Genomic DNA, 24,117 nt, shown 5'->3' on the forward strand with positions numbered 1-24,117 from the left:
TCTTAGCGCGCGCCGGGTCGCGCCACAACGGGCGTCGATCGGCTCGGCGAACGGTTCGGCTCGTGACGCGCCGCGCCCTTGGCCGGTTCGCCGCGCGTCGGCAGGTGCGGATGAATGTGCGGCACGGTGTCGTGATATTCGACGAAGAGGAGATCGGCGTCGTAATCGAGCATGCGGCCGACGCGGGCGCCGAGCTTCAGGCGCAGGACATGGCCGCCGGCGGCGGCGATGGCGAGCGAATCGACGTCGCAGGTGAAGCCGGAGATGTCGTAGACGTTCTCGACGAAGGCGCGGGTCTCGGCCGGCAGGTGATAGAGATCCCGCGCGGCGCGATTGGCGAAGGCGATCTCGCCGGTGGCGATCGACACCAGCAGAATCGGGTGTTTGACCCATTCCAGCGCGCGATGGCGCGCCTGGAGCTCGATCTCCTCGGGCGCGCCGGCGGGGGCCGGCGGCAGGGTCGGCTCGAGCGGCGCGGGCGGCGGCGCAGGTTCGGCGGCGCCCCCGGACCGCAGCGCCTCGCGCTCGGCCAGATCGGCGACGCGGATCTGGCGCTTGGCGTTCAGCGTCATCACCAGACCGGACATCTCGCCCTCGCCCCAGGGGTTGGCGCGCCACGACAGGCGCGGGCCGCCGAGACCGCCGAGCGAGAAGGTGCCGGAGACCGCCGAGGCATTCTCGATCGCCTCGAGCAGGAGGTCGCGGGTGGTCTTGGGAAGTCGCGTCTCGATGACGGCGGCCCAATCGCCGTTCTCCTCCTCGGCCTCGGTGACGCCGAAGAGACCGAGGGCGTTGCGATTGAGGCGGCGCACCTTGAGGGCGCCGTCGAAGATGACGATGCCGCTGTCGGAGGAGATGAAGAGCGCCTCGATGATGAAGCCGAGGCTCTTCGCCAACATCTCGTGCTCGCGCCAGCGTTCGATCACCTCGACCAGTCCGACCACCTTGGTGTCGCGCCCCGCGCCGATCTGCCGGCCGGCCATGCGCAGGCGGATCTTCTCGCCCCACGAGGCGAGATGGGTCATCTCGATCACGCAATCGGAACGGCCCTCGAGAATGTCGGCGAGGAAGCGGCGAAACCGGCCCTGATCGGCCTCGTCGATGCGGTCGATCATCTTGTCGAGGGGGGCGACGCGATAGCCGCGCTCGGCCTCGGTGCCGCCCTCGTCGTGACGGCCGAGACCCTTCGGCCAGTAGACGAGACGCCGTTCGAGATCGATCATCCAATAGCCGATGTCGAGCGTGTAACCGACCTGTTTGACGATCTCGATCGCGTCGAGCATTCCCGCACTCCCCTTCGTCGCGCCGATCCGGGGCACACGGCCGATCCGCGTCGATATTTGCGAAAATCCTGCGCACGAATGGGTTTAAGATCCCTCAAATCGCCCGTGACATTTCGACGGGCCGGGCGTCGTTCGGCGGCGGGCGCGGGTTTTCCGGCCGCGTCACGGCAGGCGCAGGCCCAATCCCAGGCCGAAGCCGATCAACAGCGTCGCGAAGACGCCGCGCCGCAGCGCCGCCAGACGCGGGCGACCGGCCGAAAGCGCGCCGAGACCGGCGCCGAGACACGCGTAGGCCACGTCGAAGGCGAGGCCGATCGCCACCAGCACCGCGCCGAGTTCGAGGAACTGCACCTCCACCGGCCCGCGCTCGGGATGGACGAACTGCGGCAGCAGCATCGAGCAGAACAACAAGGCCTTGGGATTGAGGATGTTGGTGAGGAGGCCGCGCAGGAAGGCCGCGGCATGGGAGCGGCGCGAGAAGGGTCGCCCCGGCGCCGTGATCGGATCGGCATCGCCGGACCGCAGGATCCCCCAACCGAGCCAGACGAGGAAGCCGGCGCCGGTCCAGCGGGCGACGTCGAAGGTCCAGGGCTCGGCGCGAAAGAGCGCCGCCAGGCCGACACCGGCGAGGCCGACATGGGCGGCGCGCGCCAGCGCCAGACCGCCGGCCGTGGCGAGCGCGCGCGACCGCCCCTCGGCGGCGCCGGTCTGGAGCACCAGGATCATGTCCGCCCCGGGCATCACGTAGACGATGACGAGGGCCGTCACGAACATCACCCAGCCGGTCGGATCCATCGCGCCTCTCCCGTCGCCTCGAACCGGGATCTAGCACGCCGACGCCCGGCAGGTCCTTGCAAAGTCTGCCTCTTCATGCTCCATGATCGGCAGATCATGCCACTCTGGCCCCATTCGTCATCGGGATCTGCCACCATGCGCCTCGACGCGATCGATCGCCGCATTCTCGCCGCGCTCCAGCGCGACGGCCGCCTCACCAACGCCGATCTCGCCGACGCCGTCGGCCTGTCGCCGTCACCGTGCCTGCGCCGGGTGAGGCTCCTGGAAAAGGCCGGGGTCATCGCCGGCTATCACGCGGCCCTCGATCGCAAGGCGATCGGCCTCGGGCTGACGATCTTCGTCGGGATCAAGGTCGAGCGTCACCACGACGAGGAGGCGCGCGCCTTCCGCGAGGCGGTGGCGGCGCTCGACGAGGTGGTCTCGTGTCACCTCGTCTCGGGCGAGGCGGACTTTCTGTTGCAGGTGGTGGTGGCCGATCTCGCCGCCTACGAGCGGTTTCTGATCGGCACGTTGTTGAAGCTGCCGGGCGTGAGCGACATTCGTTCGAACTTCGCCATCCAGACCGTCAAGGACGGCGCGCCGCTGCCGCTCGACCATCTGTCGGAGGCGGCGGCGCGCCGGGCGTGATCGCCTCGGATCGACGGCTCAGGCCTCGGCGCGACGCAGGCCGGAGCGCACCGGCCGACGCGCGGCCGAGGGGCGGCTCACCGTCTTGCCGTCGACGCGTGCCGAGGCCGCCGGCAGGGCGTGGGCGTGCGGCAGGTCGTGGTATTCGACGAAGAGGAGATCGGCGTCGTAGTCGACCATGCGTCCGACCCGGGCGCCGAGCATCAGATGCACCAGCATGCCGTCGGGCGGGGCGTCCTCGTCGATCGGCGTTCCGAAGCCGGAGAGCTCGGGCAGATTGGTGGCGAAGGCCCGGTCGGCGGTGGCGAGATGAAAGAGATCGCGGGCGGCGCGGTTGGCGAAGACGACCTCGCCGGAGGCGATCGAGATCAGCAGGATCGGGTGTTTGACCCATTCCAGCACCGCGTGATGGGCCGCGCCGGCATCGTCCCGGTGCGGCGGCGAAGCTTCCTTCGGCTCGTCGTCGACGACGGGATCGGCGACGTCGGAGAGATCGATCGCGCGTCCGCTCATCATCAGCGTCATCCGTTCGGCGAGGTCGGCGGAGCGGATGAAGCGGCGGCAATCGATGGCCACGACGAGGCCGGTCACCTCGCCGGTGACGCTCTGCCACGGCGTCGCCCGCCAGGACATCCGCCTGCCGCCGAGACCGCCGAGCGAGAAGGCGCCGGTGGCCGGAGATTTCGAGGCGACGGCCTCGCGCAGTGATCGTCGCGCGGACTCCGGCCAGAGCGCCTCGATGTGGCCGATCCAGTCGTGGCGCGGTTCGTGGCGATCGGTGATCGCGCCGAAGAGCTCGAGGGCGTGACGGTTGGCGTTGCAGACCGTCAGGTGCTCGTCCATCACGACGAGACCGCAGGTGACCGTCGAAAAGAGGGCATCGAGGACGCCGCGCAGGCTTTCGGCGAGGTGCTCGTGGTGACGACGGGAATGGATCACCTTCACGAAGCCGACGATGCGCGCGTCGGCGCCGGAACCGATGCGGCGCCCGTCCATGTGCAGGCGTACGTCGGTGCCCCAGGAGGTGCGCTGGGTGAATTCGATCGCGTCGACCGGCCGGCGCGCCGCCATGTCGGCGAAGAAACGCCGGACCGTGTCGCGGTCGGACACGTCCACCTGCGCCATCGCCCGGTCGAGCGGGATGGCATGGAGCCCCCACTCGACCTTGTCGGCCTCGACGTCGCCGAGGCCCTTCGGCCAATAGACGAGGCGCCGTTCCAGATCGACCACCCAACAGCCGACCTCGGCGCGATGCATCTGCGGATCGAAGAGCTCGAAATCCTCGCGCATGGGCTATCCCCCCTCCCATGGTGCATGAAAGCGTCCCGGCGGGCCTTTCCGGCGACCACGCCACTTCGACGTTCCATGATAGACCGGCACTTCCCGGGCACAATCAGACCGAGTGGGCGACACGCGAAGACGGTGAAGAAACGCTCGAGAAAAGGACGAGGTTTCGAAAGGGACCGGGGCGCCCGTCGCAAGGCGAGCGCCCCGGCCGGGAGGGCTTCGGTTCGGAGGGAGACGGCGGGGCCGGGTGATCAGGCGGCGAAGCGATAGGCGTCCATCGCCAGTACCGCGAACTGGGTCTCGCGATGGATCACCTCTCCGAGCCCGCCGGCGCCGAGCGCCACGAACAGCGGCAGGAGATGCTCGTCGGTCGGGTGATTACGACCGCCGAATGGCGCGCGGGCGCGATAGTCGAGCAGCGCCTCGACGTCGTTCGCCGCGATCTTCTCGGCGATCCAGTCGGCGAAGTCGGCGACCCAGGCCGGCGCCTTCTCGTCCATCGGGCGGAAGCCGCCGTTGGGGGAGAAGGCCTCGTGGAGATTGTGGGAGAGCGAGCCGGAGGCGAGCACCAGCACGCCGTCCTTCGTCAGCGGCGCGAGGGCGCGGCCCATCTCCCAATGGTGACGCGGATCGCGGCGCGGCTGCACCGAGAGCTGGACCACCGGAATGTCGGCGGCCGGATACATCAGCTTCAACGGCACCCAGGTGCCGTGATCGTAGCCCCGCTTCGGCACGCGGACCGGGTCGAGACCGGCGGCGTCGAGGAGGCCGTGCACACGCTCGGCCAGCTCCGGATCGCCGGGGGCGGGATAGGTCATGCGGTAGAGCTCGCGCTCGAAACCGCCGAAGTCGTAGATCATCTCCGGCGCGGGATCGGTCACCACCGCCGGCCGGGCCGCCGTGAAATGGGCGGAAACCGAGACGATCGCCCGCGGACGCGGCAGACGATCGCCGAGCCGATCGAGGAAGCGACGGGTGGCGCTGTCGTGAAGGATCATGTTGGGCGCGCCGTGCGACACGAAGAGCGGCGGGATCGCGGCGGCGGGGGCATCGAGACGGGGTTCGGACATCACGGGATCTCCATACGAACCGGGCCGGATCGCCGAAGGGCGCCATCCACGGGCCGGTTGCTTCGTCTTCAGAGATCGCCCTTCCCTCGGCCCGGGTCAACGCCGAACGATGGCACGAAAAGAGAAAGGATCGTTCGAGTTCATCGAACGATCCTTCCGGCAGTCTCGATCCGCGCCGGTCGGCGCGGTGGCTCACTCGGCGGCGGCGGCGAAGGGGCTCGGGCGCGAGGCGCGGTCCTTCTTCAGCTCCTCGGCGACGAGGAAGGCCAGTTCCAGCGCCTGGGCCGCGTTGAGGCGCGGATCGCAGGCGGTGTCGTAGGCCTGGCCGAGATCGGCCTCCTGAATGGCGACAGCGCCGCCGGTGCATTCTGTGACGTTCTTGCCGGTCATCTCGAGATGGACGCCGCCGGCCCAGGTGCCCTCGGCGCGATGGATCTCGAAGAAGCTCTGCACCTCGGAGAGCACCTTGTCGAAGGGCCGGGTCTTGTGGCCGGTCGCCGAGGTCACGGTGTTGCCGTGCATCGGGTCGCAGGACCACAGGACGTTGCGGCCCTCGCGGGCGACGGCGCGGACGAGATCGGGCAGATGGCGGCCGATCTTCTCCGAGCCGAAGCGGGCGATGAGGGTCAGGCGTCCCGCCTCGTTCTGCGGATCGAGAGTCTCGATCAGGCGCAGCAGGCTGTCGGCGTCGACGGTCGGGCCGCACTTGAGGCCGATCGGGTTCTCGATGCCGCGCATGAACTCGACATGGGCGTGATCGGGCTGGCGGGTGCGGTCACCGATCCACAGCATGTGGGCGGAGGTGTCGTACCAGCCGCCCTGGACCGAATCCTCGCGCGTCAGCGCCTCCTCGTAGGGCAGCAGCAGCGCCTCGTGGGAGGTGTAGAAATCGACCGACTGGAGCTGCGGCACGGTCTCGGCGGTGAGGCCGCAGGCGGCCATGAAGTCGAGCGCCTCGGAGATGCGATCGGCCACTTCCGAGAAGCGCTCGGCGACGGGGCTGTCGGCGAGGAACTCGACCATCCACTGCTGGACGCGCTCGAGCTTGGCATAACCGCCGTGGGCGAAGCCGCGCAGGAGGTTCAGCGTCGCCGCCGACTGGCGATAGACCATGCGCATGCGCGCCGGGTCGGGAATGCGCGCCTCGGGCGTGAACTCGGTGCCGTTGATGATGTCGCCGCGGTAGGACGGCAGCTCGATGCCGTCGCGCCGCTCCATGTCGGAGGAACGGGGTTTGGCGAACTGACCGGCGATGCGGCCGACCTTGACCACCGGCAGGCCGGCGGAATGGGTGAGCACCACCGACATCGACAGGAAGATGCGGAAGAAGTCGCGGATCTGGTTCGCCGAATGCTCGGCGAAGCTCTCGGCGCAGTCGCCACCCTGGAGCAGGAAAGCCTTGCGCTCGGCGACGCGGCCGAGCTGGCGGCGCAGCCGGCGCACCTCGTCGGCGATCGCCAACGGCGGCCAGGTCTGCAGATCCTCCTCGACCGCGTGGAGCAGGGCCTGGTCGGCATAGGCCGGCACCTGGACGATCGGCTTTCCGCGCCAACTCGCCGGCGACCAGTCGGCCGGGTTCCCAGACTTCGTCATCTCACACTCCTCCGCCCGTCTCGTCGCGGGCTCTTCCTCGTCCTTGCGAAGACGCCAAAGCGCCGAGGAGGCGTCCACCCCCTCGGGAGGCCGGTTTTATACACTCCCCCTCCCCGCTTGGCCACCGCCGCCCGCACCTCCGATGGGCGTATCCCTCCCGCCCTCGAAAGCGCGCCGATCGCCAGCATTACCCTAAGTCGTCCCCCCTCATCCGGACATATCGACATGGCCCGTGCACCGCCCCGGCGGGCGAGGACTTCCGGTTTCTTTTGCAATCCATTCGCAACGACGAATGCCGACTTTAGAATATCTGTAATTACTCCCATTTCGCGATTTGCAATCCTGCTCTACCATGGGCGCACAGGGAGTCGAGAAAAACGCAACACCGGGAGAACTCTCGAGAGAAGCGACCCGCAGAGGTCGCACCGGGAGCAAGGAGGCAAAAATGTTACGTGGCGCCAGACAGCCGACCGGAGTCGACGAAGACGGCGGGGCCGTCGTTCGCAAGTCCGAGAAGGCCTACACCTGGTTGCGGGAGGAAATCCTCTCCTTCCGCATGCAGCCTGGAATGTTCATCGATAAGATCGAAGTCTGCGAGAAGCTCGGGGTCTCCAAACAGCCGGTCACGGCCGCTCTGACGCGTCTGGAGCAGGAAGGCCTCGTCGAGATCTATCCGCAGCGCGGATCCTACGTGGCGCGGCTGCGCCTCGGCGCGATGACCGAGAGCCTGTTCATCCGCGGCGCGCTCGAGGCGGCGGCGGCGAGACGGCTGGCGACGGAGGGCAACGATCTGCTCCTCCACACGCTGAAGCGCAGTCTCGAGGCCCAGGAGGCGGCGATCTCCTCCGACAATCCGGGGCGCTACTACACGCTCGATCAGGAGTTCCATCTCGCCATCGCCCGCGCGGTGCCGTTCCCGCAGGTGGCGCATCAGATCGACATCGGCCTCGCCACGGTGAAGCGCTGCCACGAACTTTTCCGGCCGGACGTGCGCTCCATTCGCGGCTCCTACGAGGGCCATCGGCGCATCGTCGCCGCGCTCGAGGCGCGCGACGGCGCGGTGGCGGCACGCGAGATGACCGATCACGTCGCCGACTACGGCGCGATGCTGCAGAATTTCGCCGAGATGCGACCCGAACTGTTCGTCGGCTGACGGCGCGCCTCGCGCCCCGGCCTTCGTCGGGACAGGTCCGGTTGAAGAAACGGCCCCGGGAGGCGTCTCCCGGGGCCGTTTCTCTCCTTGGTGCCTCGCGGCGGCGATCGCCGCCGGAGGGCGTTCGGCCGGGGAGGCCCGGCCGGGCCGATCAGAGTTCGGCGTCGCCGTGGGCGGCGGAGGGGATCGAATCCGGTCCGCGCATCGCCACGTAGATCGCCGGGATGACCAGAACGGTCAGGGCGGTCGAGGAGGCGAGGCCGAACAGGAGCGAGATCGCGAGACCCTGGAAGATCGGGTCGGCCAGGATGAAGGCCGCGCCGATCATCGCCGCGATGGCGGTGAGGATGATCGGCTTGATGCGGATCGCACCGGCCTCGAGCACCACCTCGCGCAAGGTCATGCCCGGCTTCGCCGCATGGCGGATGAAGTCGACCAGCAGGATCGAGTTGCGGACGATGATGCCGGCGAGCGCGATGAAGCCGATCATCGAGGTGGCGGTGAAGGGCGCGCCGAACAGCCAATGGCCGATGACGATGCCGACCAGCGTCAGCGGCACCGGCGTCAGCACGACGAGCGGCACCCGGAACGACCCGAATTGGGCGACCACCAGCAGGTAGATGCCGACCAGCGCGACGCCGAAGGCGCCGCCCATGTCGCGGAACGTGACCCAGGTCACCTCCCACTCGCCGTCCCAGAGGAGGCTCGGATGGGCCTCGTCGGCGGGCTGGCCGTGCAGCGACACCGGCGGTTCGCCGTTCTTGCCCCAGTCGATCTTCTTCAGCTCGTCGGTGACGGCGAGCATGCCGTAGATCGGCGCCTCGTAGGCACCGGCGAGTTCGGCGGTGACCATCTCGGCCGGGCGGCCGTCGCGGCGGAAGATCGAGGGCGAGGCCTTCTCGCGCTCGACGCGGACGAGATCGCCGAGCTCGACGTTGCCCTTGGCGCCGGGGACCGGCGTCGACAGGAGACGTTCGGTCACGGCGAGTTCGGACTTGGGCAGGCGCACCACGATCTCGATCGGCGAGACGCCGGCACCGCGATGGCTGTAGCCGACGGGCACGCCGGAGAGCACCGCCCGCATCGTGTCGTAGACCGCCTGTTCGGTCACGCCGTACCACTCGAGCGCAGCCTCGTTGAGGCGGAAGCGGATGCGCTCGCCGGGCTCGCGCACGGTGTCGTCGACGTCGACGATGAAGGGCACCCGGCCGAAGGCCTCACGCACCTTGGCGGTGACCTCGCGGCGCTCGGCGGCGTCGCGGCCGTAGACCTCGAGCAGCAGCGTCGACAGGACCGGCGGTCCCGGCGGCACCTCGACCACCTTGACCGAGGAGCCCGCCGGCAGCTTCAGCCCCTGGTCGAGGCGATGGCGGATATCGAGCGCGATCTGGTGGCTCTGACGGCTGCGCTGGGCCTTCGGCGTCAGGTTGACCTGGAGATCGCCCTGATTGGCGGCGGAGCGCAGGAAATAGTGACGCACCAGTCCGTTGAAGTTGAAGGGCGCGGCGGTGCCGGAATAGGCCTGGAGATTGGCGAGTTCGGGCACGTCGGCGATCAGCGAGGCGGCCTTCGCCAGGGTGCGGTCGGTGTCCTCGAGCGAGGTGCCCTCGGGCAGATCGAACACCACCTGCAGCTCCGACTTGTTGTCGAAGGGCAGGAGCTTCACCGTGACGCTCTTGGTGGCGAAGGGAATCATCGACACCAGCGTGGCGATGCCGACGACGGTCAGAAACATCGCCGCCGAGCGGCGCGAGACGACGAGCGGCGCGGCGATGCGGCGGTAGATCCGCCCGAGTGCGCCCTCGTCGTGTTCGCCGTCGTGGCCGGTGCCGTGACCGGACCCGTTCTTGCCGCGCATCTTCACCATCAGCCACGGCGTGAGCATCACCGCGACGAAGAAGGAGAAGAGCATGGCGGCCGAGGCGTTGGCCGGGATCGGGCTCATGTAGGGGCCCATCATGCCGGAGACGAACATCATCGGCAGGAGGGCGGCGACCACGGTCAGGGTGGCGACGATGGTCGGATTGCCGACCTCGGCGACGGCGTCGATCGCCTTGCGGACGATGCCGCGGCCGTCGGGCATCGACCAGTGTCGATCGATGTTCTCGACCACGACGATGGCGTCGTCGACGAGGATACCGATCGAGAAGATCAGCGCGAACAGCGACACGCGGTTGATCGTGTAGCCGAGGATCCACGAGGCGAACATGGTCAGGAGGATCGTGGTGGGCACCACGACCAGAACCACCACGCCCTCTCGCCAGCCGACCGCGAGCGCCACCAGGGCGGCGATCGACAGGGTGGCGAGGGCGAGATGGAACAGCAGTTCCTCGACCTTCTCGTTGGCGGTCTCGCCGTAGTCGCGGGTCTTGGTGACCACGACGTCGGAGGGCAGGATCTCGTGCTCGACCATGGCGAGCCGCTTCTCCACCGTCTGGGCGATGGTCACGGCATTGGCGCCGGCGCGCTTGGCGATGGCGATGGTCACGGCCGGGGTGGTGATCATGCCGCCCTTGCCGTCCGGCGTCATGGTCCAGGCGCGGGCCTCCTCGGGCTTGGCCTCGAGGACGACGGTGGCGACGTCCTTGACGTAGACCGGGCGGCCGTCGCGCGATGTCAGAAGCAGGAGCCCGACGTCGGGAATGCCCTGGAGCGTCTGGCCGGCGGCGCCGGGGACCTGGCGGCCCTGGTCGCGCAGGGTGCCGACCAGGAACGAGCGGTTGGCGTTCTTGACCTTCTCGACGAGATCGTTGAGGGCGATGCCGTAGCGCGCCAGCCGTTCCGGATCGGGCTCGACGCGGATCTGATCGGCGCGCCCGCCGACCGTGTAGGTCAGACCGACGTCGTCGATCTTGATCATCTCGGTCAGCAGCTTCTCGGAGAGCTTGTAGAGCGCGTTGTCGGACCAGCGGTCGGCCGCCTCGGGCTTGGGCGAGAGGGTCAGCGTGACGATGGCGACGTCGTTGATGCCGCGACCGACCACCAGCGGCTCGGGGATGCCGAGCGGGATCCGCGAGAAGTTGGCGCGCAGCTTCTCGTGGACGCGCAGGATCGCCTCGTCGGACTTGGTGCCGACCTGGAAGCGGGCGGCGGCCATGACGCGATCGTCGTAGGAATAGGTGTAGACGTGCTCGACGCCGTCGATGCCCTTGAGGATGCCCTCGAGCGGCTTGGTGACGAGCTCTACCACGTCGTCGGCACGCAGACCGTCGGCCTGGACCAGGACGTCGACCATCGGCACCGAGATCTGCGGCTCCTCCTCGCGGGCGAGCGACATCAGCGCGATGGCGCCGAGCGCGATCGAGGCGAAGAGCAGGAGCGGCGTCAGAGCCGAGCGGATGAAGGTGGCGGTGAGATGCCCGGCGAGGCCGAGCTTCTGCACCGGCGCCTTTTCGGCGCCGTCGTGTTCGTTTCCGCTCATGGACGCAGCACCTCGTCGCCGACCTTGAGGCCGGTGAGAATCTCGACGCCCGGCGCCGAGCCGTCGGCGGTCGCCCGCTTGGCGCCGGTCTGGACCGGCACCTCCCCGACCCCGGCGAGGCGCACGAAGGTCAGGCCCTCGCGATTGATCACCACGTCCTGCGGCACGATGATGGTCTGGCGCTTGCCGGTGGCGACGAAGACGGAGACGCGCTCGCCGACGAAATAGTCGCCGATCATGCCGGCCTCGACGTCGGCGACGACGCGGCCCTGGTCGAGTTCGGGATAGACGCGGACGATCTTGCCCTTGGCCATGTGGGTGTCGGTGGTGCGATCGAGGCCGCGGCCGGCGATCACCACCTCGTCGCCCTCGTGCATGAAGCGGGCATGGCGCTCGGGCAGGCGGAGCTTGAGGATGTAGTTGGCGATGGCGATGGTGGCGATCGGCTCGCCCGGCATCACCACCTGACCCGCCACGGCGGAGACCTTGAGGACGCGGCCGTCGTCGGGGGCGAGGACGCGGCCCTCGATCACCTGCTCCTCGATCACCGACTTGTCGGCGCGGGCGGCGGCGATCTCGGCCTGGGTGACCGTCAGTTGGGTCTCGCTGTCGTCGAGGCGCGACTGCGGCGCGGCGCCGGTGAAGCGGAGCTGGCGGACGCGGTCGAGTTCCATCTGGACCAGACCGAGCTTGGCCTCGAGCGCGCCGATGCGCGCCTGGGCGGCGGTCAGTTGGAGCTTCAGCTTGGGATCCTCGACCACGGCGAGGACGTCGCCCTTCTTGACGCCGTCACCCTCGGTGACGGCGACCGAGGTCAGCGTGCCGCCGATGCGGGTGCGCGCCTGGGGCGTGCGCACGCTCTCCACGGTGGCGAGAACTTCCTTGGCGTCGTCGACCGAGACCTCGGCGACGGTCACCGTCTCGGCGGCGCGGACCGGCGAGACGAGAGCGGTGAGACCGAGAGCGGCGGCGAGAACCGCGGCGGCGGGGAGATGGCTCCCGATGCGCCGGACGGTGCGGCGAAGGGGGCGAGCGACGATCGACAGGGGCATGCGTCCCGGGTCTCCTCGAGATCCGCGCCTCGGCACGGTTTCGACAAACGACTGGATCCGCCCGGAACCGAGGGTCCCGTGCGATTCATTCATGGGGTATATATATTAGTCGTTGCTAATCTCACAAGGCTCCATATATACCCGTTTTCGGATCCACAGTCGCCCTGGCGATCCGTCTCATGCGCGCTTTCCCGAGTGCCGCGAGGTGGGGTCGACCGGGGTCCGTCACCCTCACGAGGAGCTTCGCTCATGAGCATCGATCGCGTCGTCTTCGCCTTCGCCGGCACCGTCATCCTGGTTTCGCTGCTTCTCGGCACCCAGGTTCACGTCTATTGGCTGTTCCTGACCGCCTTCGTCGGCCTCAATCTGCTGCAGTCGGCCTTCACCGGCTTCTGCCCGCTGGCGATGATCCTCAAGAAGCTCGGCGTGAAGCCCGGCTGCGCCTTCGAGTGATCGCCCGCGCATCGTCGCGAAGAGAAAAGGCCCCGGTCGCGAGACCGGGGCCTTTTTTCTCGTTTCGGACGTCGATCGCCTGCGATCGGACCCTCAGATGGTGATCTGGGCGCCGAGGTCGACGACGCGGCCGGGCGGGATCTGGTAGTACTCCGCCGGGTCGGCCTGATTGCGATAGAGGAAGATGAAGAGGCCGCGCAGCCACGTCCAGAAGCCGCCCTCCTCGCCCTCGACCAGATGGGCGCGGCTGACGAAGAAGCTCAGGTCCTTCTTGTCGACGTGGATGCCCATCGTCTCCGACACCCGGACGGCCGCCGGCACGTCCGGCGTCTCCATGAAGCCGAAGCGCACCCGGACCAGGGCGATCGCCTCGCCGAGGATCTCGACGGCGACGCGCTTGTCCGCCTCCACCCACGGCTCCTCGGCGGTCTGGACCGACATGAAGACGATCTGCTGGTGGGCGCACTTGTTGTGCTTGAGGTTGTGCAGGAAGGAGCGCGGCGCCAGCGCCGGGTCTTCCATCATGTAGACCGCGGTGCCGCGTACGTGCTCGATGCGCGGCGAACGCAGCGCCGAGAGCGCGATCTTGATCGGCACGCCCTCGTGACGGCGCCGCGCCGCCAGCCGGAGCCGGCCCATGCGCCAGGCCGCCATGATGAAGACCAGCAGGAGGCCGATCACCAGCGGCAGCCAGGCGCCGTGCAGCACCTTGGTGGCGCAGGAGAGGAAGAAGCCGACGTCGAACAACATGAAGAAGGCGACGGTCGGAATGGCCCGCCAGATCGGCCACTTCCACGCGCCGCGCGCCACCAGGAAGGCCAACATCGAGGTGACGACCATGGTGCCGGTCACCGAGAAACCATAGGCCTCGGCCAGTTTCTCCGACTTCTGGAACATCAGGACGATGGCGATGACGGCGATGAAGAGCACCAGATTGACCACCGGCACATAGACCTGACCGCGCTCGGCGGCGGAGGTGTGGCGGGTGTCGGTGCGTGGCCAGAAGCCGAGATGGGCGGCCTGATGGGTGACCGTGAAGGCACCGGAGATCACCGCCTGCGAGGCGATGACGGTGGCGAGGGTGGCGAAGACGATCAGGATCGGCTGGAAGTGGGGGCCGACCATCTGGAAGAAGGGGTCGTCGTGGCCGTGCAGCGGATCGGCGAGCGCCTGGGCGCCCTGGCCCATGTAGACCAGGATCAGTGAGGGCACGACGACGAAGGCGAAGGCCTTGCGGACGGCATCGCGGCCGACGTGGCCCATGTCGGCGTAGAGCGCCTCGGCGCCGGTCACCGCCAGGACGGCGACGGCGAGGATGGCGAAGACGCCCCAGCCGGAGTGGAACATGAAGGCGATCGCCCAGCGCGGATCGAGCGCCCACAGGACGCCCGGATAGAGCATCAACTGTTTGAGGCCGAGGATCGCGAGGAGGCCGAACCAACCGAGCATGATCGGTCCGAACCAGCCGCCGACCTTGGTGGCGCCGCCGCGTTGGACCGCGAAGAGCGTGGTCAGGATGACGACCGCGAGCGGAAGGACGATCGGTTCGAGCGCCGGTGCCGCGACCGCGATGCCTTCCACCGCCGAGAGAACCGAGATCGCCGGTGTGATCACGGCATCGCCGTAGAAGAGGGAGGCGCCGATGATGCCGAGCACGGCGATCAGCGTGCCGAGTTCGGGCCGGGCGCGATGGGCGAGCGCCATCAGCGCGAAGATGCCGCCCTCGCCGCGGTTGTCCGCCCGCATGATGAAGATCGCGTACCAGATGCCGACGACGATGATCAGCGACCAGATGATCAGCGACAGGAAGCCGAGGATGTCGCCGGGGACGGGCTGGATCACGCCGACCTTGAAGGCCGTGCCGAGGGTGTAGATCGGCGAGGTGCCGATGTCGCCGAAGACGATGCCGAGCGCGGCGAGAAGGCCGGCATGGGTGTGGCCCGTGGCATGCGCCGGCGCGGTCACGGCTTCGGGCGCCTCCTTGGCGGCGGCAGGCTCACCCGCTCCGAGGTCGGCACGCGCGGCATCGGCGGCCGAGTCTCGCGGAGGCTCGGCGGCGACGTCGACCGGCGTCGGGTGTTCCTGATCGTTCTGGGCCATGGCCCTCTCCTCGGGGAGGTGTGCTGGGACGAAGTGTCGAGATCGTCGGGCGTGAGATCGGCCGGCGCGGCCGGCGGAATTCGGATCACCAGACCGGGAGGGATCGCGCGGTTCGCGCCGTTTCGCCGGTCTTGCTCCGATCACTGATCTGCGGGCTCGCCCCCTGGGTTCGCGCGTCTCGGGCACGATCGCGTGACCGCCCCTCCTCGACGAGGCGGAAAATAGCCCCGCTCGGATGCAGGGTCAAATCGCTCCGATTCCCTACCGAATCGAGCTTACGAGGCGCGGTTCGCGGCGTCACGGACGCCAATGGTCGGAGGGTTGACGCATGGTCACCAGCTCCTCGGCGGCGCTGGGATGGAGCGCCATGGTGCGGTCGAAATCGGCCTTGCGGGCGCCCATGCGCATCGCCACGGCGACCAGCTGAACCATCTCGGCCGCGTCCGGTCCGACGACGTGGACGCCGAGCACGCGGTCGTCGGCCTCGCCCACCAGGATCTTCATCAAGGTGCGTTCCTCGCGGCCGGCGAGGGTGGCGCGCATCGGGCGGAAGGTCGAGCGGAAGATCGCGTGGGCGATCCCCGCCGCTCGCAGATCCTCTTCGCCGGCGCCGACGGTGCCGACCTCCGGCGTGGTGAAGACGGCGGTCGGGATCAGCTCGTGCGAGACGTCGCGGTCGAGGCCGCCGAAGACGATGTCGGCGAAGGCGTGGCCGTCGCGAATCGCCACCGGCGTCAGCGCCGGGCGGCCGGTGACGTCGCCGACCGCATGGAGCCAGGGCAGCGTCGTGGCGGCGGCGCCGGTGACCGGGATCGATCCGTCGGGGCGCAGGGCGAGATCGACCGTGTCGAGCCCGAGATCGGCGGTGGCGGGCTTGCGGCCGATCGCCAGCAGGACCTCGTCGGCGTCGATCACACGGCCGGCCTTCGTGGTCAGACGCAGCGCGCCGTCGCGGCGCTCGAGGCGGGTGGGCGCATCCTCGGTGACGACGTCGAGCCCACGGGCGACGAGCGCGCCGTGGAGGTGGCGACGGACCTCGCCGTCGAAACCGCGCAGGATCTCCTCGCCGCGATAGAGGACCGTCGCCTTCGTGCCGAGGCCGGCGAGGAGCGAGGCGAATTCGAGCGCGACATAGCCGCCCCCGATCACCACCACGCGCTCGGGCCGGCGCGGCCAGTGGAAGAGTTCCTCCGAGGTGGCGGCGAGATCGGAGCCGGGGAAGCCGCCGTCGCGCACCGGGGTGCCGCCGGTGGCGATCAGGACGTGGCGGGCGGTGATCACCCGGCCGTCGGAGAGGCGGACGCGGTTCGGCCCGTCGAGCCGGGCGCGGGCGCGGACGATCTCGACGCCGGAACGCTCGAGATTGGCGGCATAGAGCCCTTCGAGGCGGGTGATCTCGCGATCCTTGGCGGCGATCAGCGCCGACCAGTCGTGCGCGGTCTCGCCGATCGACCAGCCGAAGCCCTTCGCGTCCGAGAAATCGTCGGCGAAGCGGGCGGCATAGACCATCAGCTTCTTCGGCACGCAGCCGCGAATGACGCAGGTGCCGCCGACCCGATAGTCCTCGGCGACGGTGACCTTCGCGCCGTGGCCGGCGGCGATGCGGGCGGCGCGCACGCCCCCCGATCCCGCGCCGATCACCAGGAGATCCCGATCGAAGGTCATGGCGTCGTCTCCCGTGGAACCGCCGTCCACGATCGGGACCCGGACGGGTCCGAGAGCATCAGGGGGCGATCGGACGGCCGATCAGAGGGCGACGCCCTTGGCCTTGGCGGCCTCGCGCACCTTCTGGAGCATCTCCTGGCCGATCTTCTGCTGCCAGACCTGGGCGGCGACGCCGCTCATCTGGACCATGCCGGCGGTCTCCTTGGAGAGCTTCTGGCCGAGCGGCGAGTTGTAGAACTCGGCGATCTTCTGCAGCTCTTCCTTGGTGAAGCGGGCGGCCCAGACTTCCTGGATCTGCTTGTCGAGCTCGGGACGCTTGGCGGCCAGCTCGAGGGCGGCGGCGTTGGTCAGCTGGTCGATCAGGTTGGACTGGGCGGGATGGGTGCGCACCAGAAGGCCCTTGGTCTGCTGGGCGACGCCGATCAGGATGTTGTCGAGACCGTCGCCGACGTGGCTGGCTTCGATCGCCGCCTTGGCGGCCGCCAGATGGTCGGCCGTGTAGTCCTCGGCGAAGGCCGGGCCGGCGAGGCCGAAGACGAGCGCGGCGGCGGCGAGACGGGAAGCGAGCGAACGGGTCATCGGAGGCTCCGGTTGAGTGTTCTCATGGGGCCCGCGGGAGCGCGGGCCGGATCGAGGGCCGCGCGCGGGAGCGCCGACCGGAAAGATGGGGTCAGGGCGACAGGATGTCGACCCCGTCGGCACGGGCCACCACGGCGGCGGAGGCCAGACCGATGAAGAGGCCGTGCTCGACGACGCCGGGGATGTCCACCAGCGCGCGCGCCAGACTCATTGGATCGGGAATTCGGCGAAATGATGCATCGAGGATCAGATGGCCGCCGTCGGTGACGAAGTCCGAGCCGTCGGCCTTCACGCGCTTGACGAGCGGCCCGTCGAGGCCGAGCTCGGCGGCGGCGCGGGCGATCTTCAGCGCCGTCGAGCCGAGACCGAAGGCGTTGACCTCGATCGGCAGCGGGAAGGCACCGATCGGATCGACCACCTTGGAGGCGTCGGCGATCACCACCATGCGGGCGGAGGCGGCGGCGACGATCTTCTCGCGCAGGAGCGCGCCCCCGCCGCCCTTGATCAGGGCGAGGCCGGGGCCGATCTCGTCGGCGCCGTCGACGGTCAGGTCGAGTTCGGGCATCTCGTCGAGGGTGGCGAGGCGGATGCCGAGCGAACGGGCGAGATCGGCGGTGCGCACCGAGGTCGGCACGCCGATCACGTCGAGGCCGGCGGCGACCTTCGCGCCGAGCAGTTTCGTGAACTCGTCGGCGGTCGATCCGGTGCCGATGCCGAGCCGCATGCCGGGCCGCACGAACTCCAGAGCGGCCGCGGCGGCTCGTTTCTTCAGGTCGGCGCTCATCGTCGATCGCATCCTCATGTCGGGCGGCGAGAGCCTCCCTGCCCTCGTCGACAGGGTTTCCATAGCGCAGGCGGGCGCGGCTCGCCAGTCCGAACGGTCCGGCGCGAGAAACCGACGCAGGCCGAGGCCCCGGGGTTTCGCGCCGCCACGGGGGCGGCTAGTGTCGCCGGCTCGCGACGTCCTTCTCTCGGAGATCCCCGCTCATGACCCGTCCGCTGCTCGTCCTCGACCTCGACGGAACCCTCGTCGACACCGCCGACGATCTGATCGCGACGCTCAATCGGATCCTCGCCGACGAGGGCATCCGCACCATGACGCGGGCCGATGCCGGCGCGCTCCTCGGCGCGGGCGCGCGGGCGATGATCGCGCGCGGCTTCGCGCTCGCCGAGACGCCGCTCGCCGAGAACCGGCTCGACACGCTGTTCGCCCGCTTCATCCCGCTCTATTCGGAGGCGATCGCGGTCCATTCCCGCCCGTTCCCCGGCGCGGTGGCGGCGCTCGACCGTTTCTCCGCCGCCGGTTGGGGGCTCGCCGTGTGCACCAACAAGCTCGAGGGCCTGTCGGTGCGGCTCCTCGACGAACTCGGACTCGCCTCGCGCTTCGCGGCGATCTGCGGCGGCGACACCTTCCCGACCCGCAAGCCCGACGCCGGCCATCTCCTCGGCACGATCGACCGGGCCGGTGGCGCGCGCGAGAGCTCCGTGATGGTCGGCGACAGCGGCACCGACGTGAACGCGGCCCGGAACGCCGGCGTGCCGGTCGTCGGCGTCACCTTCGGCTACACCGACAAGCCGGTCGAGAGCTACGGCCCCGACGCGGTGGTCGATCGGTTCGACGACCTCTTCGAGGCGGTGATGGGGCTGAGGATCGCCTGAGGCGATCGTCCGCTCAGACGTCGATCGTCTCACCGCGACCGCGCGCGATCTCCGCCTTCATGGTCGAGATGATCCCGGCATAGTCGGGCTTGCCGAAGATCGCCGAGCCCGCGACGAAGGCATCGACGCCGGCGGCGGCGATCTCGGCGATGTTGTCGATCTTCACGCCGCCGTCGATCTCGAGACGGATCGACTTGCCCGAGGCGTCGATGCGCTCCTTGACCGCGCGCGCCTTGTCGAGGACGTGCGGAATGAAGCTCTGGCCGCCGAAGCCGGGATTGACCGACATCAGCAGGATCACGTCGAGGCGGTCCATCACCCAGTCGAGCACCGAGAGCGGCGTCGCCGGGTTGAGGACGAGGCCGGCCTCGGCGCCCTTCTTTCGGATCAGGTCGAGCGAACGGTCGACGTGGCCGCTCGCCTCCGGGTGGAAGGTGACGATGTCGGCACCGGCGTCGGTGAACATCTCGATCATCCGGTCGACCGGCTCGACCATCAGGTGGACGTCGATCGGCGCCTTGGTCAGCGGACGGATCGCCTGGAGCACCATCGGGCCGATGGTGAGATTCGGGACGTAGTGGTTGTCCATCACGTCGAAATGGATCCAGTCCGCACCGGCGGCGAGCACGTTCGTCACTTCCTCTCCGAGACGAGCGAAGTCGGCGGAGAGGATCGAGGGGGCGATGACGGGGGCGAAGGCGGAACTGGACATGGGCGGGGGTCTCGAGGTCGGGGTCCGAAGCCGGACCCAAACGCCTCCGAGGCGCCCCTGTCAACCCGATGATCCGCTTCCCGCCTCCCGCAGCCGGAGACGGCGATGGCGGAACACGTGGCCGAGCGGCACCTCCACGAAGCGGTTGACCCCGAGGCCGACGGCGATCGATGCGGCGAACAGCAGCGCGACCTCGACCAGGAGCGGCAGCACCTGGCGCGGCATCACCTGGTCGACCAGCACCAGGAAGACCTCGTTGGCGAGATAGATCGAATAGGAGGCATCGCCCCATCGCTTCAGCCAGCCGATCGGCCGAGCCCGCAACCGATCCTCGAGGCTCACGGCCAGGAAGGCGAATGCCACCGCCGGCACCCCGAAGACGAGCGCCCGCGGCCATGCCTCGACATGAGGTCGGGTCACCAGGATCAGGAAGGCCACGGCCGCCACCGCCGCCAGCGGCCGCAGGATCGACACGAAGGCCGCTCCCGCGAACCGCTCCCAGGCGATCGCCAACGCCATGCCGGCGAGGAACTCGAGAGCGAGCGGACTGGTCAAGCGGAAGGCGATCGGCGTCTCGGCGCCGATCACCACCCGCAGTCCGATCAGAACCGCGAACACCGTCACGACCAGAGCCACCCGGAGGCGGAGATCGGCGATCAGGAGACCAGCGCCGAACACGGCGTAGAAGATCATTTCGTGGGTCAACGTCCAACCGCTGGTGAGATAGGGCGAAATCAGATCGGTGGCCGGGTCGCGATAGGGCACGAAACCGAAGGCGAGGATCACCTCGGAGAGCGACGGTGCCCCATCGAGCCCGCGCAAAGCGACCAGGATCGGCCAATAGAACGCCAGCGCCACCCAATAGAGCGGCACGATGCGGGCGATACGGGCCCGCCAGAAGGCGAGTGGGCCGATCGATCGCCGCGAGGTGGTCACCCACATGACGAAGCCGGAGACCACGAAGAAGACGTCGACCCCGCTCGACCAGATCTGATAGGCGAAGCCGGTGCGATCGGCCGGCGCCAGGGCGCCGTAGAAACAATGGTAGACGACGACCATGGCCGCCGCGATCGCTCGCAAATATTGAATAGAGAGAATTTCGCGCATGATCGCCCCTGGGTTGACGAACCCGAAGCAGCATTTCACGAAACGCACGAGAAATCTCGCATGAAGGTCAGAGGCGGCAGACGTCGGTGGAACCTCGCCGTGCCGCTCGAGGCGACCGGCGATACGGCCGTCCCGCCGTTTCCGTTCGCGGGGATCGGCCACGCCGTCGGACGAGCCGGACCACGCCGACGTCGCTCACACGTATCGGTGTGACGCCCACCAGATGTTGGCCATGAAGATGTCCGGGGCGGCGAAAGTCGCCTCGACGCTGTCGTCGGCGATCGCATCGGGCGACTTGCCGTCCCAGCGGCTGGTGTCCATGCCGTAGGGAACGCCGTCGCGATGCTCATAGGGGACCGCCCCTGTCTCGAGCATTTTCAGGATGCAGGCTCGGACGAAGACGCGCTGTTCGGCGGGGTCGTCGGTCAGCCGCTGAGCTGCGCCTTCAAAATCCCACATCGGCTTGTCGTCGACGAAGAACTCGTAGCCCCGCACGTCGCGAATGGGCAGATTCACCATGGCTTTTCTCGTGAAATCGCGACTGTTGTGGATCCTCATACTCTCCCGCCGAGTTAGGAAGAACGAACCGCTCATCAGGTCGATGGTCCACCCGGGATACTCGCTGTCTCGGAGACCGACGATACCACCACTCGTGGTTTCATAAGATATTCCCCTATAGCGAATATCGAGCGGCAGCAGCCGAGCCCCCGCAGAAAGCTCCTGCCAAATGGACTCGAGGACCGATGGCGAGACCGTCGTCACGTCGCTCCCGGCCCTCTCGAACCGTTCGCCGACCCATTCGCCGTTCGGGCGGTGGATCTCGGCATCGGTGCGACGGCCCGTTCCGTCGCGGTAGACGAATTTCGAAGCCGTTCCCTGCTCGTAGTCCAACTCGCGCAATCGCTCTTCGGCGGCGAGCGTTTCTCTTTCCAGTGTTTCGATGGCGCCACGCGGCGTCGCGTAGAGGCTCGCCGGCGGACGCCAGGAGGGATCGCGCTTCCACACCTCGGCCAAACCCGCCGCGCGGTCGACACGCCAGCCGATCATCTCGGCCTCCTCGCCTTCCACACCAGATCGGCATACCCCCCGGAGTATGTTGACAAGGCCTCGCCCCTCCCCGAGACTGCGTCGCGATCGGAGGGTTCATGCCCCATTCGCCGGAGGACAAGAAACGCGCGCTGACGCGCCTCGCCCGCATCAAGGGGCAGGCGGAGGCGCTGGAGCGCGCGATCGAGGCGGGCACCGAGTGCCGCGACCTCCTACAACAGATCTCGGCGCTGCGCGGCGCCGCCGGCGGGTTGATGGCGGAGGTGCTCGAGAGCCACCTGCGCGAGACGCTCGGCATCGACCGCGCCGCCTCGAGCGAAACCGAGACCGATTTCGACGCCACCATGCGCATCCTGCGCACCTACTTGAAATGACGCCGCGTTCGTCGGCGACGGGAGGAGAGACCATGATCAAGAGCCGCGCCGCGGTGGCCTGGGAGGCCAACAAGCCGCTGACCATCGAGACCATCGACATCTCCGGCCCCAAGGCGGGCGAGGTGCTGATCGAGATCATGGCGACCGGCGTCTGCCACACCGACGCCTACACGCTGTCGGGGCTCGATTCGGAGGGCAAGTTCCCGGCGATCCTCGGCCACGAGGGCGCGGGCATCGTCCGCGAGATCGGCGCCGGGGTCACCTCGGTGAAGCCCGGCGATCACGTCATCCCGCTCTACACGCCGGAATGCCGAGGCTGTAAGACCTGTCTCTCGCAGCGCTCCAACCTCTGCACCGCGATCCGCTCGACCCAGGGTCAGGGACTGATGCCGGACCGGACCACGCGCTTCTCCTGCGAGCCGGTCGGCGGGCGCGGATCCGAGATCTTCCACTACATGGGCTGTTCGACCTTCTCGAACTTCACCGTGCTGCCGGAGATCGCCGTCGCCAAGGTCCGCGAGGACGCGCCCTTCGACAAGATCTGCTACATCGGCTGCGGCGTCACCACCGGCATCGGCGCGGTGATCTACACCGCCAAGGTGCGGCCGGGCTCCAACGTCGTCGTCTTCGGCCTCGGCGGCATCGGCCTCAACGTGATCCAGGGCGCGCGCATGGTCGGCGCCGACAAGATCATCGGCGTCGATCTCAACCCGGCCAAGGCCGAGATGGCGAAGAAGTTCGGCATGACCCACTTCGTCAACCCGGACGAGGTCGGCCGCGACAAGGTGGTCGAGGCGATCGTCGACCTCACCGACGGCGGCGCCGACTATTCCTTCGAGTGCATCGGCAACACCACGACCATGCGGCAGGCGCTCGAATGCTGCCATCGCGGCTGGGGCGAGAGCATCATCATCGGCGTGGCCCCGTCGGGCACCGAGATCTCCACCCGGCCGTTCCAGCTGGTCACCGGACGCGTCTGGAAGGGCTCGGCCTTCGGCGGCGCGCGCGGGCGCACCGACGTGCCGAAGATCGTCGACTGGTACATGGAGGGCAAGATCGACATCGACAGTCTGATCACCCACACCATGCCGCTCGAGGAGATCAACACCGCCTTCGATCTGATGCACGAGGGCAAGTCGATCCGTTCGGTGGTGATCTTCTGAGGCGCCCACCAGGGCGTCGGTGCCGAGGCGTATTTTCCACGAACGATCGCGGCGGCGACGCCCGTCAAGTGAGGCTTTCCATGGCTCTCGAACAGGTCTCCGCCGCCAAGTGTTTCGGCGGCACGCAATTCGTCTACAGGCACGCCTCCGCCGAGACGCAGTGCGACATGCGCCTCGCGGTCTTCGTGCCGCCGGCGGCCGAGCGCGGGCCGGTTCCGGTCGTCTGGTTCCTCTCCGGGCTCACCTGCACGGAAGAGAACTTCACGGTGAAGGCCGGCGCCCAGCGCGTCGCCGCCGAACGCGGGTTGATGTTGATCGCCCCGGACACCTCGCCCCGAGGCGAGGGCGTGCCGGACGATCCGGCCGGATCTTACGACTTCGGCCTCGGCGCCGGGTTCTACGTCGACGCGACCGAGGCACCGTGGGCGAAGAACTACCGGATGCGCTCTTACCTCGAGCGGGAACTGCCGGCGATCGTCGGCCGCGAACTGCCGGCCGACATGATGCGGCAGGGGATCATGGGTCATTCGATGGGCGGCCACGGCGCGCTGACGATGGCGCTGCGCGAGCCGTCGCGCTTCTCGAGCGTCTCGGCCTTCGCGCCGATCGTCTCGCCGATGAACTGCCCGTGGGGGGAGAAGGCGCTCACCGGCTATCTCGGCGCGACCCGCGCGGCGTGGCGGGACTACGACGCCTGCGCGCTGATCGAGGACGGGGCGCGGCTCCCCGGGCTCCTCGTCGACCAGGGCACGGCGGACGGGTTCCTCACCGCGCAGTTGAAGCCGGAGCTCCTGGAGGCGGCCTGCGAAAAGGCGCGGATGCCGCTGACGCTGCGCCGCCAGGACGGCTACGATCACTCGTACTATTTCATCGCCAGCTTCATCGCGGATCATTTGCGCTGGCACGCGGAGAGATTGGGGTGAGGCCTCGTAGGGTGGAACAGCGGAGCGTATTCCACCATCCGCGCGTGAGTGGGC

21 protein-coding genes are annotated in these 24,117 nt (G+C 68.6%); 7 read left to right on the top strand and 14 right to left on the bottom strand.

Translation table 11 applies throughout. The features are described 5' to 3' along the window. Positions 1-2: 2 nt before the first annotated feature. On the bottom strand, positions 3-1,283 hold the full coding sequence (locus J3S89_RS03315; protein WP_217926054.1) for a PAS domain-containing protein: 1,281 nt from the start codon (positions 1,281-1,283) through the stop codon (positions 3-5). 162 nt (positions 1,284-1,445) lie between these two features. Beyond that, positions 1,446-2,078 (bottom strand): LysE family translocator, encoded by a 633-nt coding sequence (locus J3S89_RS03320; RefSeq protein ID WP_217926055.1) that lies wholly within the window; start codon positions 2,076-2,078, stop codon positions 1,446-1,448. Positions 2,079-2,213: 135 nt separating this feature from the next. Between J3S89_RS03320 and J3S89_RS03325 the strand changes: the two genes are divergently transcribed. Continuing rightward, the gene (locus J3S89_RS03325; RefSeq protein ID WP_217926056.1) at positions 2,214-2,705 is read left to right on the top strand and encodes an Lrp/AsnC family transcriptional regulator; all 492 of its coding nucleotides are present in this window, start codon (positions 2,214-2,216) and stop codon (positions 2,703-2,705) included. Between the two features lie 18 nt (positions 2,706-2,723). On the opposite strand, the gene J3S89_RS03330 is transcribed toward J3S89_RS03325, so the two are convergent. The 3 genes from J3S89_RS03330 to J3S89_RS03340 form a co-directional block, all read right to left on the bottom strand. Beyond that, positions 2,724-3,995 (bottom strand): PAS domain-containing protein, encoded by a 1,272-nt coding sequence (locus tag J3S89_RS03330; protein ID WP_217926057.1) that lies wholly within the window; start codon positions 3,993-3,995, stop codon positions 2,724-2,726. A gap of 248 nt (positions 3,996-4,243) precedes the next feature. Next, positions 4,244-5,062 (bottom strand): DODA-type extradiol aromatic ring-opening family dioxygenase, encoded by an 819-nt coding sequence (locus tag J3S89_RS03335; protein ID WP_217926058.1) that lies wholly within the window; start codon positions 5,060-5,062, stop codon positions 4,244-4,246. 192 nt (positions 5,063-5,254) lie between these two features. After that, the gene (locus J3S89_RS03340) at positions 5,255-6,655 is read right to left on the bottom strand and encodes a class II 3-deoxy-7-phosphoheptulonate synthase (RefSeq protein ID WP_217926059.1); all 1,401 of its coding nucleotides are present in this window, start codon (positions 6,653-6,655) and stop codon (positions 5,255-5,257) included. A gap of 445 nt (positions 6,656-7,100) precedes the next feature. Between J3S89_RS03340 and J3S89_RS03345 the strand changes: the two genes are divergently transcribed. Then, on the top strand, positions 7,101-7,808 hold the full coding sequence (locus tag J3S89_RS03345; protein WP_217926060.1) for a GntR family transcriptional regulator: 708 nt from the start codon (positions 7,101-7,103) through the stop codon (positions 7,806-7,808). Positions 7,809-7,959: 151 nt separating this feature from the next. Here the strand turns inward: J3S89_RS03345 and J3S89_RS03350 are convergent, their stop codons facing one another. Together J3S89_RS03350 and J3S89_RS03355 are read right to left on the bottom strand one after the other, a co-directional pair. After that, on the bottom strand, positions 7,960-11,229 hold the full coding sequence (locus J3S89_RS03350; protein WP_217926061.1) for an efflux RND transporter permease subunit: 3,270 nt from the start codon (positions 11,227-11,229) through the stop codon (positions 7,960-7,962). Continuing rightward, positions 11,226-12,281, bottom strand: coding sequence for an efflux RND transporter periplasmic adaptor subunit (locus J3S89_RS03355; RefSeq protein WP_217926062.1), 1,056 nt, complete (start codon positions 12,279-12,281; stop codon positions 11,226-11,228). The genes J3S89_RS03350 and J3S89_RS03355 overlap by 4 nt, the downstream gene beginning before the upstream one ends. A 249-nt stretch (positions 12,282-12,530) precedes the next feature. Between J3S89_RS03355 and J3S89_RS03360 the strand changes: the two genes are divergently transcribed. After that, positions 12,531-12,734 carry a YgaP family membrane protein gene (locus J3S89_RS03360; RefSeq protein WP_217926063.1) on the top strand — a complete coding sequence of 68 codons (204 nt, stop codon included), beginning with the start codon at positions 12,531-12,533 and terminating at the stop codon, positions 12,732-12,734. Between the two features lie 93 nt (positions 12,735-12,827). Here the strand turns inward: J3S89_RS03360 and J3S89_RS03365 are convergent, their stop codons facing one another. From J3S89_RS03365 to rpiA, 4 genes are all read right to left on the bottom strand, one after another. Beyond that, the gene (locus J3S89_RS03365) at positions 12,828-14,834 is read right to left on the bottom strand and encodes a potassium transporter Kup (RefSeq protein ID WP_217926064.1); all 2,007 of its coding nucleotides are present in this window, start codon (positions 14,832-14,834) and stop codon (positions 12,828-12,830) included. Between the two features lie 297 nt (positions 14,835-15,131). Then, positions 15,132-16,499 (bottom strand): glutathione-disulfide reductase, encoded by a 1,368-nt coding sequence (gorA, locus tag J3S89_RS03370; protein ID WP_217926065.1) that lies wholly within the window; start codon positions 16,497-16,499, stop codon positions 15,132-15,134. An 81-nt stretch (positions 16,500-16,580) separates the two neighbouring features. Continuing rightward, the gene (locus J3S89_RS03375; RefSeq protein ID WP_217926066.1) at positions 16,581-17,078 is read right to left on the bottom strand and encodes a DUF2059 domain-containing protein; all 498 of its coding nucleotides are present in this window, start codon (positions 17,076-17,078) and stop codon (positions 16,581-16,583) included. 91 nt (positions 17,079-17,169) lie between these two features. After that, positions 17,170-17,862: a ribose-5-phosphate isomerase RpiA gene (gene rpiA / locus J3S89_RS03380; protein WP_217926067.1), complete on the bottom strand. Its 693-nt coding sequence runs from the start codon at positions 17,860-17,862 to the stop codon at positions 17,170-17,172. Positions 17,863-18,065: 203 nt separating this feature from the next. Between rpiA and J3S89_RS03385 the strand changes: the two genes are divergently transcribed. Beyond that, positions 18,066-18,737 (top strand): HAD hydrolase-like protein, encoded by a 672-nt coding sequence (locus tag J3S89_RS03385; protein ID WP_217926068.1) that lies wholly within the window; start codon positions 18,066-18,068, stop codon positions 18,735-18,737. A gap of 13 nt (positions 18,738-18,750) precedes the next feature. Here the strand turns inward: J3S89_RS03385 and rpe are convergent, their stop codons facing one another. From rpe to J3S89_RS03400, 3 genes are all read right to left on the bottom strand, one after another. Further along, positions 18,751-19,449: a ribulose-phosphate 3-epimerase gene (rpe, locus tag J3S89_RS03390; protein ID WP_217926069.1), complete on the bottom strand. Its 699-nt coding sequence runs from the start codon at positions 19,447-19,449 to the stop codon at positions 18,751-18,753. Between the two features lie 60 nt (positions 19,450-19,509). After that, positions 19,510-20,556, bottom strand: coding sequence for an acyltransferase family protein (locus tag J3S89_RS03395; RefSeq protein ID WP_274383120.1), 1,047 nt, complete (start codon positions 20,554-20,556; stop codon positions 19,510-19,512). Positions 20,557-20,751: 195 nt separating this feature from the next. Then, positions 20,752-21,603, bottom strand: a complete 852-nt coding sequence (locus J3S89_RS03400; protein ID WP_217926071.1) for a hypothetical protein — start codon at positions 21,601-21,603, stop codon at positions 20,752-20,754. Between the two features lie 98 nt (positions 21,604-21,701). Between J3S89_RS03400 and J3S89_RS03405 the strand changes: the two genes are divergently transcribed. From J3S89_RS03405 to fghA, 3 genes are all read left to right on the top strand, one after another. After that, positions 21,702-21,977: a metal/formaldehyde-sensitive transcriptional repressor gene (locus tag J3S89_RS03405; RefSeq protein ID WP_217926072.1), complete on the top strand. Its 276-nt coding sequence runs from the start codon at positions 21,702-21,704 to the stop codon at positions 21,975-21,977. 35 nt (positions 21,978-22,012) lie between these two features. Continuing rightward, positions 22,013-23,140 (top strand): S-(hydroxymethyl)glutathione dehydrogenase/class III alcohol dehydrogenase, encoded by a 1,128-nt coding sequence (locus J3S89_RS03410; RefSeq protein WP_217926227.1) that lies wholly within the window; start codon positions 22,013-22,015, stop codon positions 23,138-23,140. Positions 23,141-23,220: 80 nt separating this feature from the next. Beyond that, on the top strand, positions 23,221-24,063 hold the full coding sequence (fghA, locus tag J3S89_RS03415; RefSeq protein WP_217926073.1) for an S-formylglutathione hydrolase: 843 nt from the start codon (positions 23,221-23,223) through the stop codon (positions 24,061-24,063). Positions 24,064-24,117: the final 54 nt, after the last annotated feature.

This window comes from Pinisolibacter aquiterrae, from assembly GCF_019160155.1.
Lineage (GTDB): Bacteria > Pseudomonadota > Alphaproteobacteria > Rhizobiales > Ancalomicrobiaceae > Pinisolibacter > Pinisolibacter aquiterrae.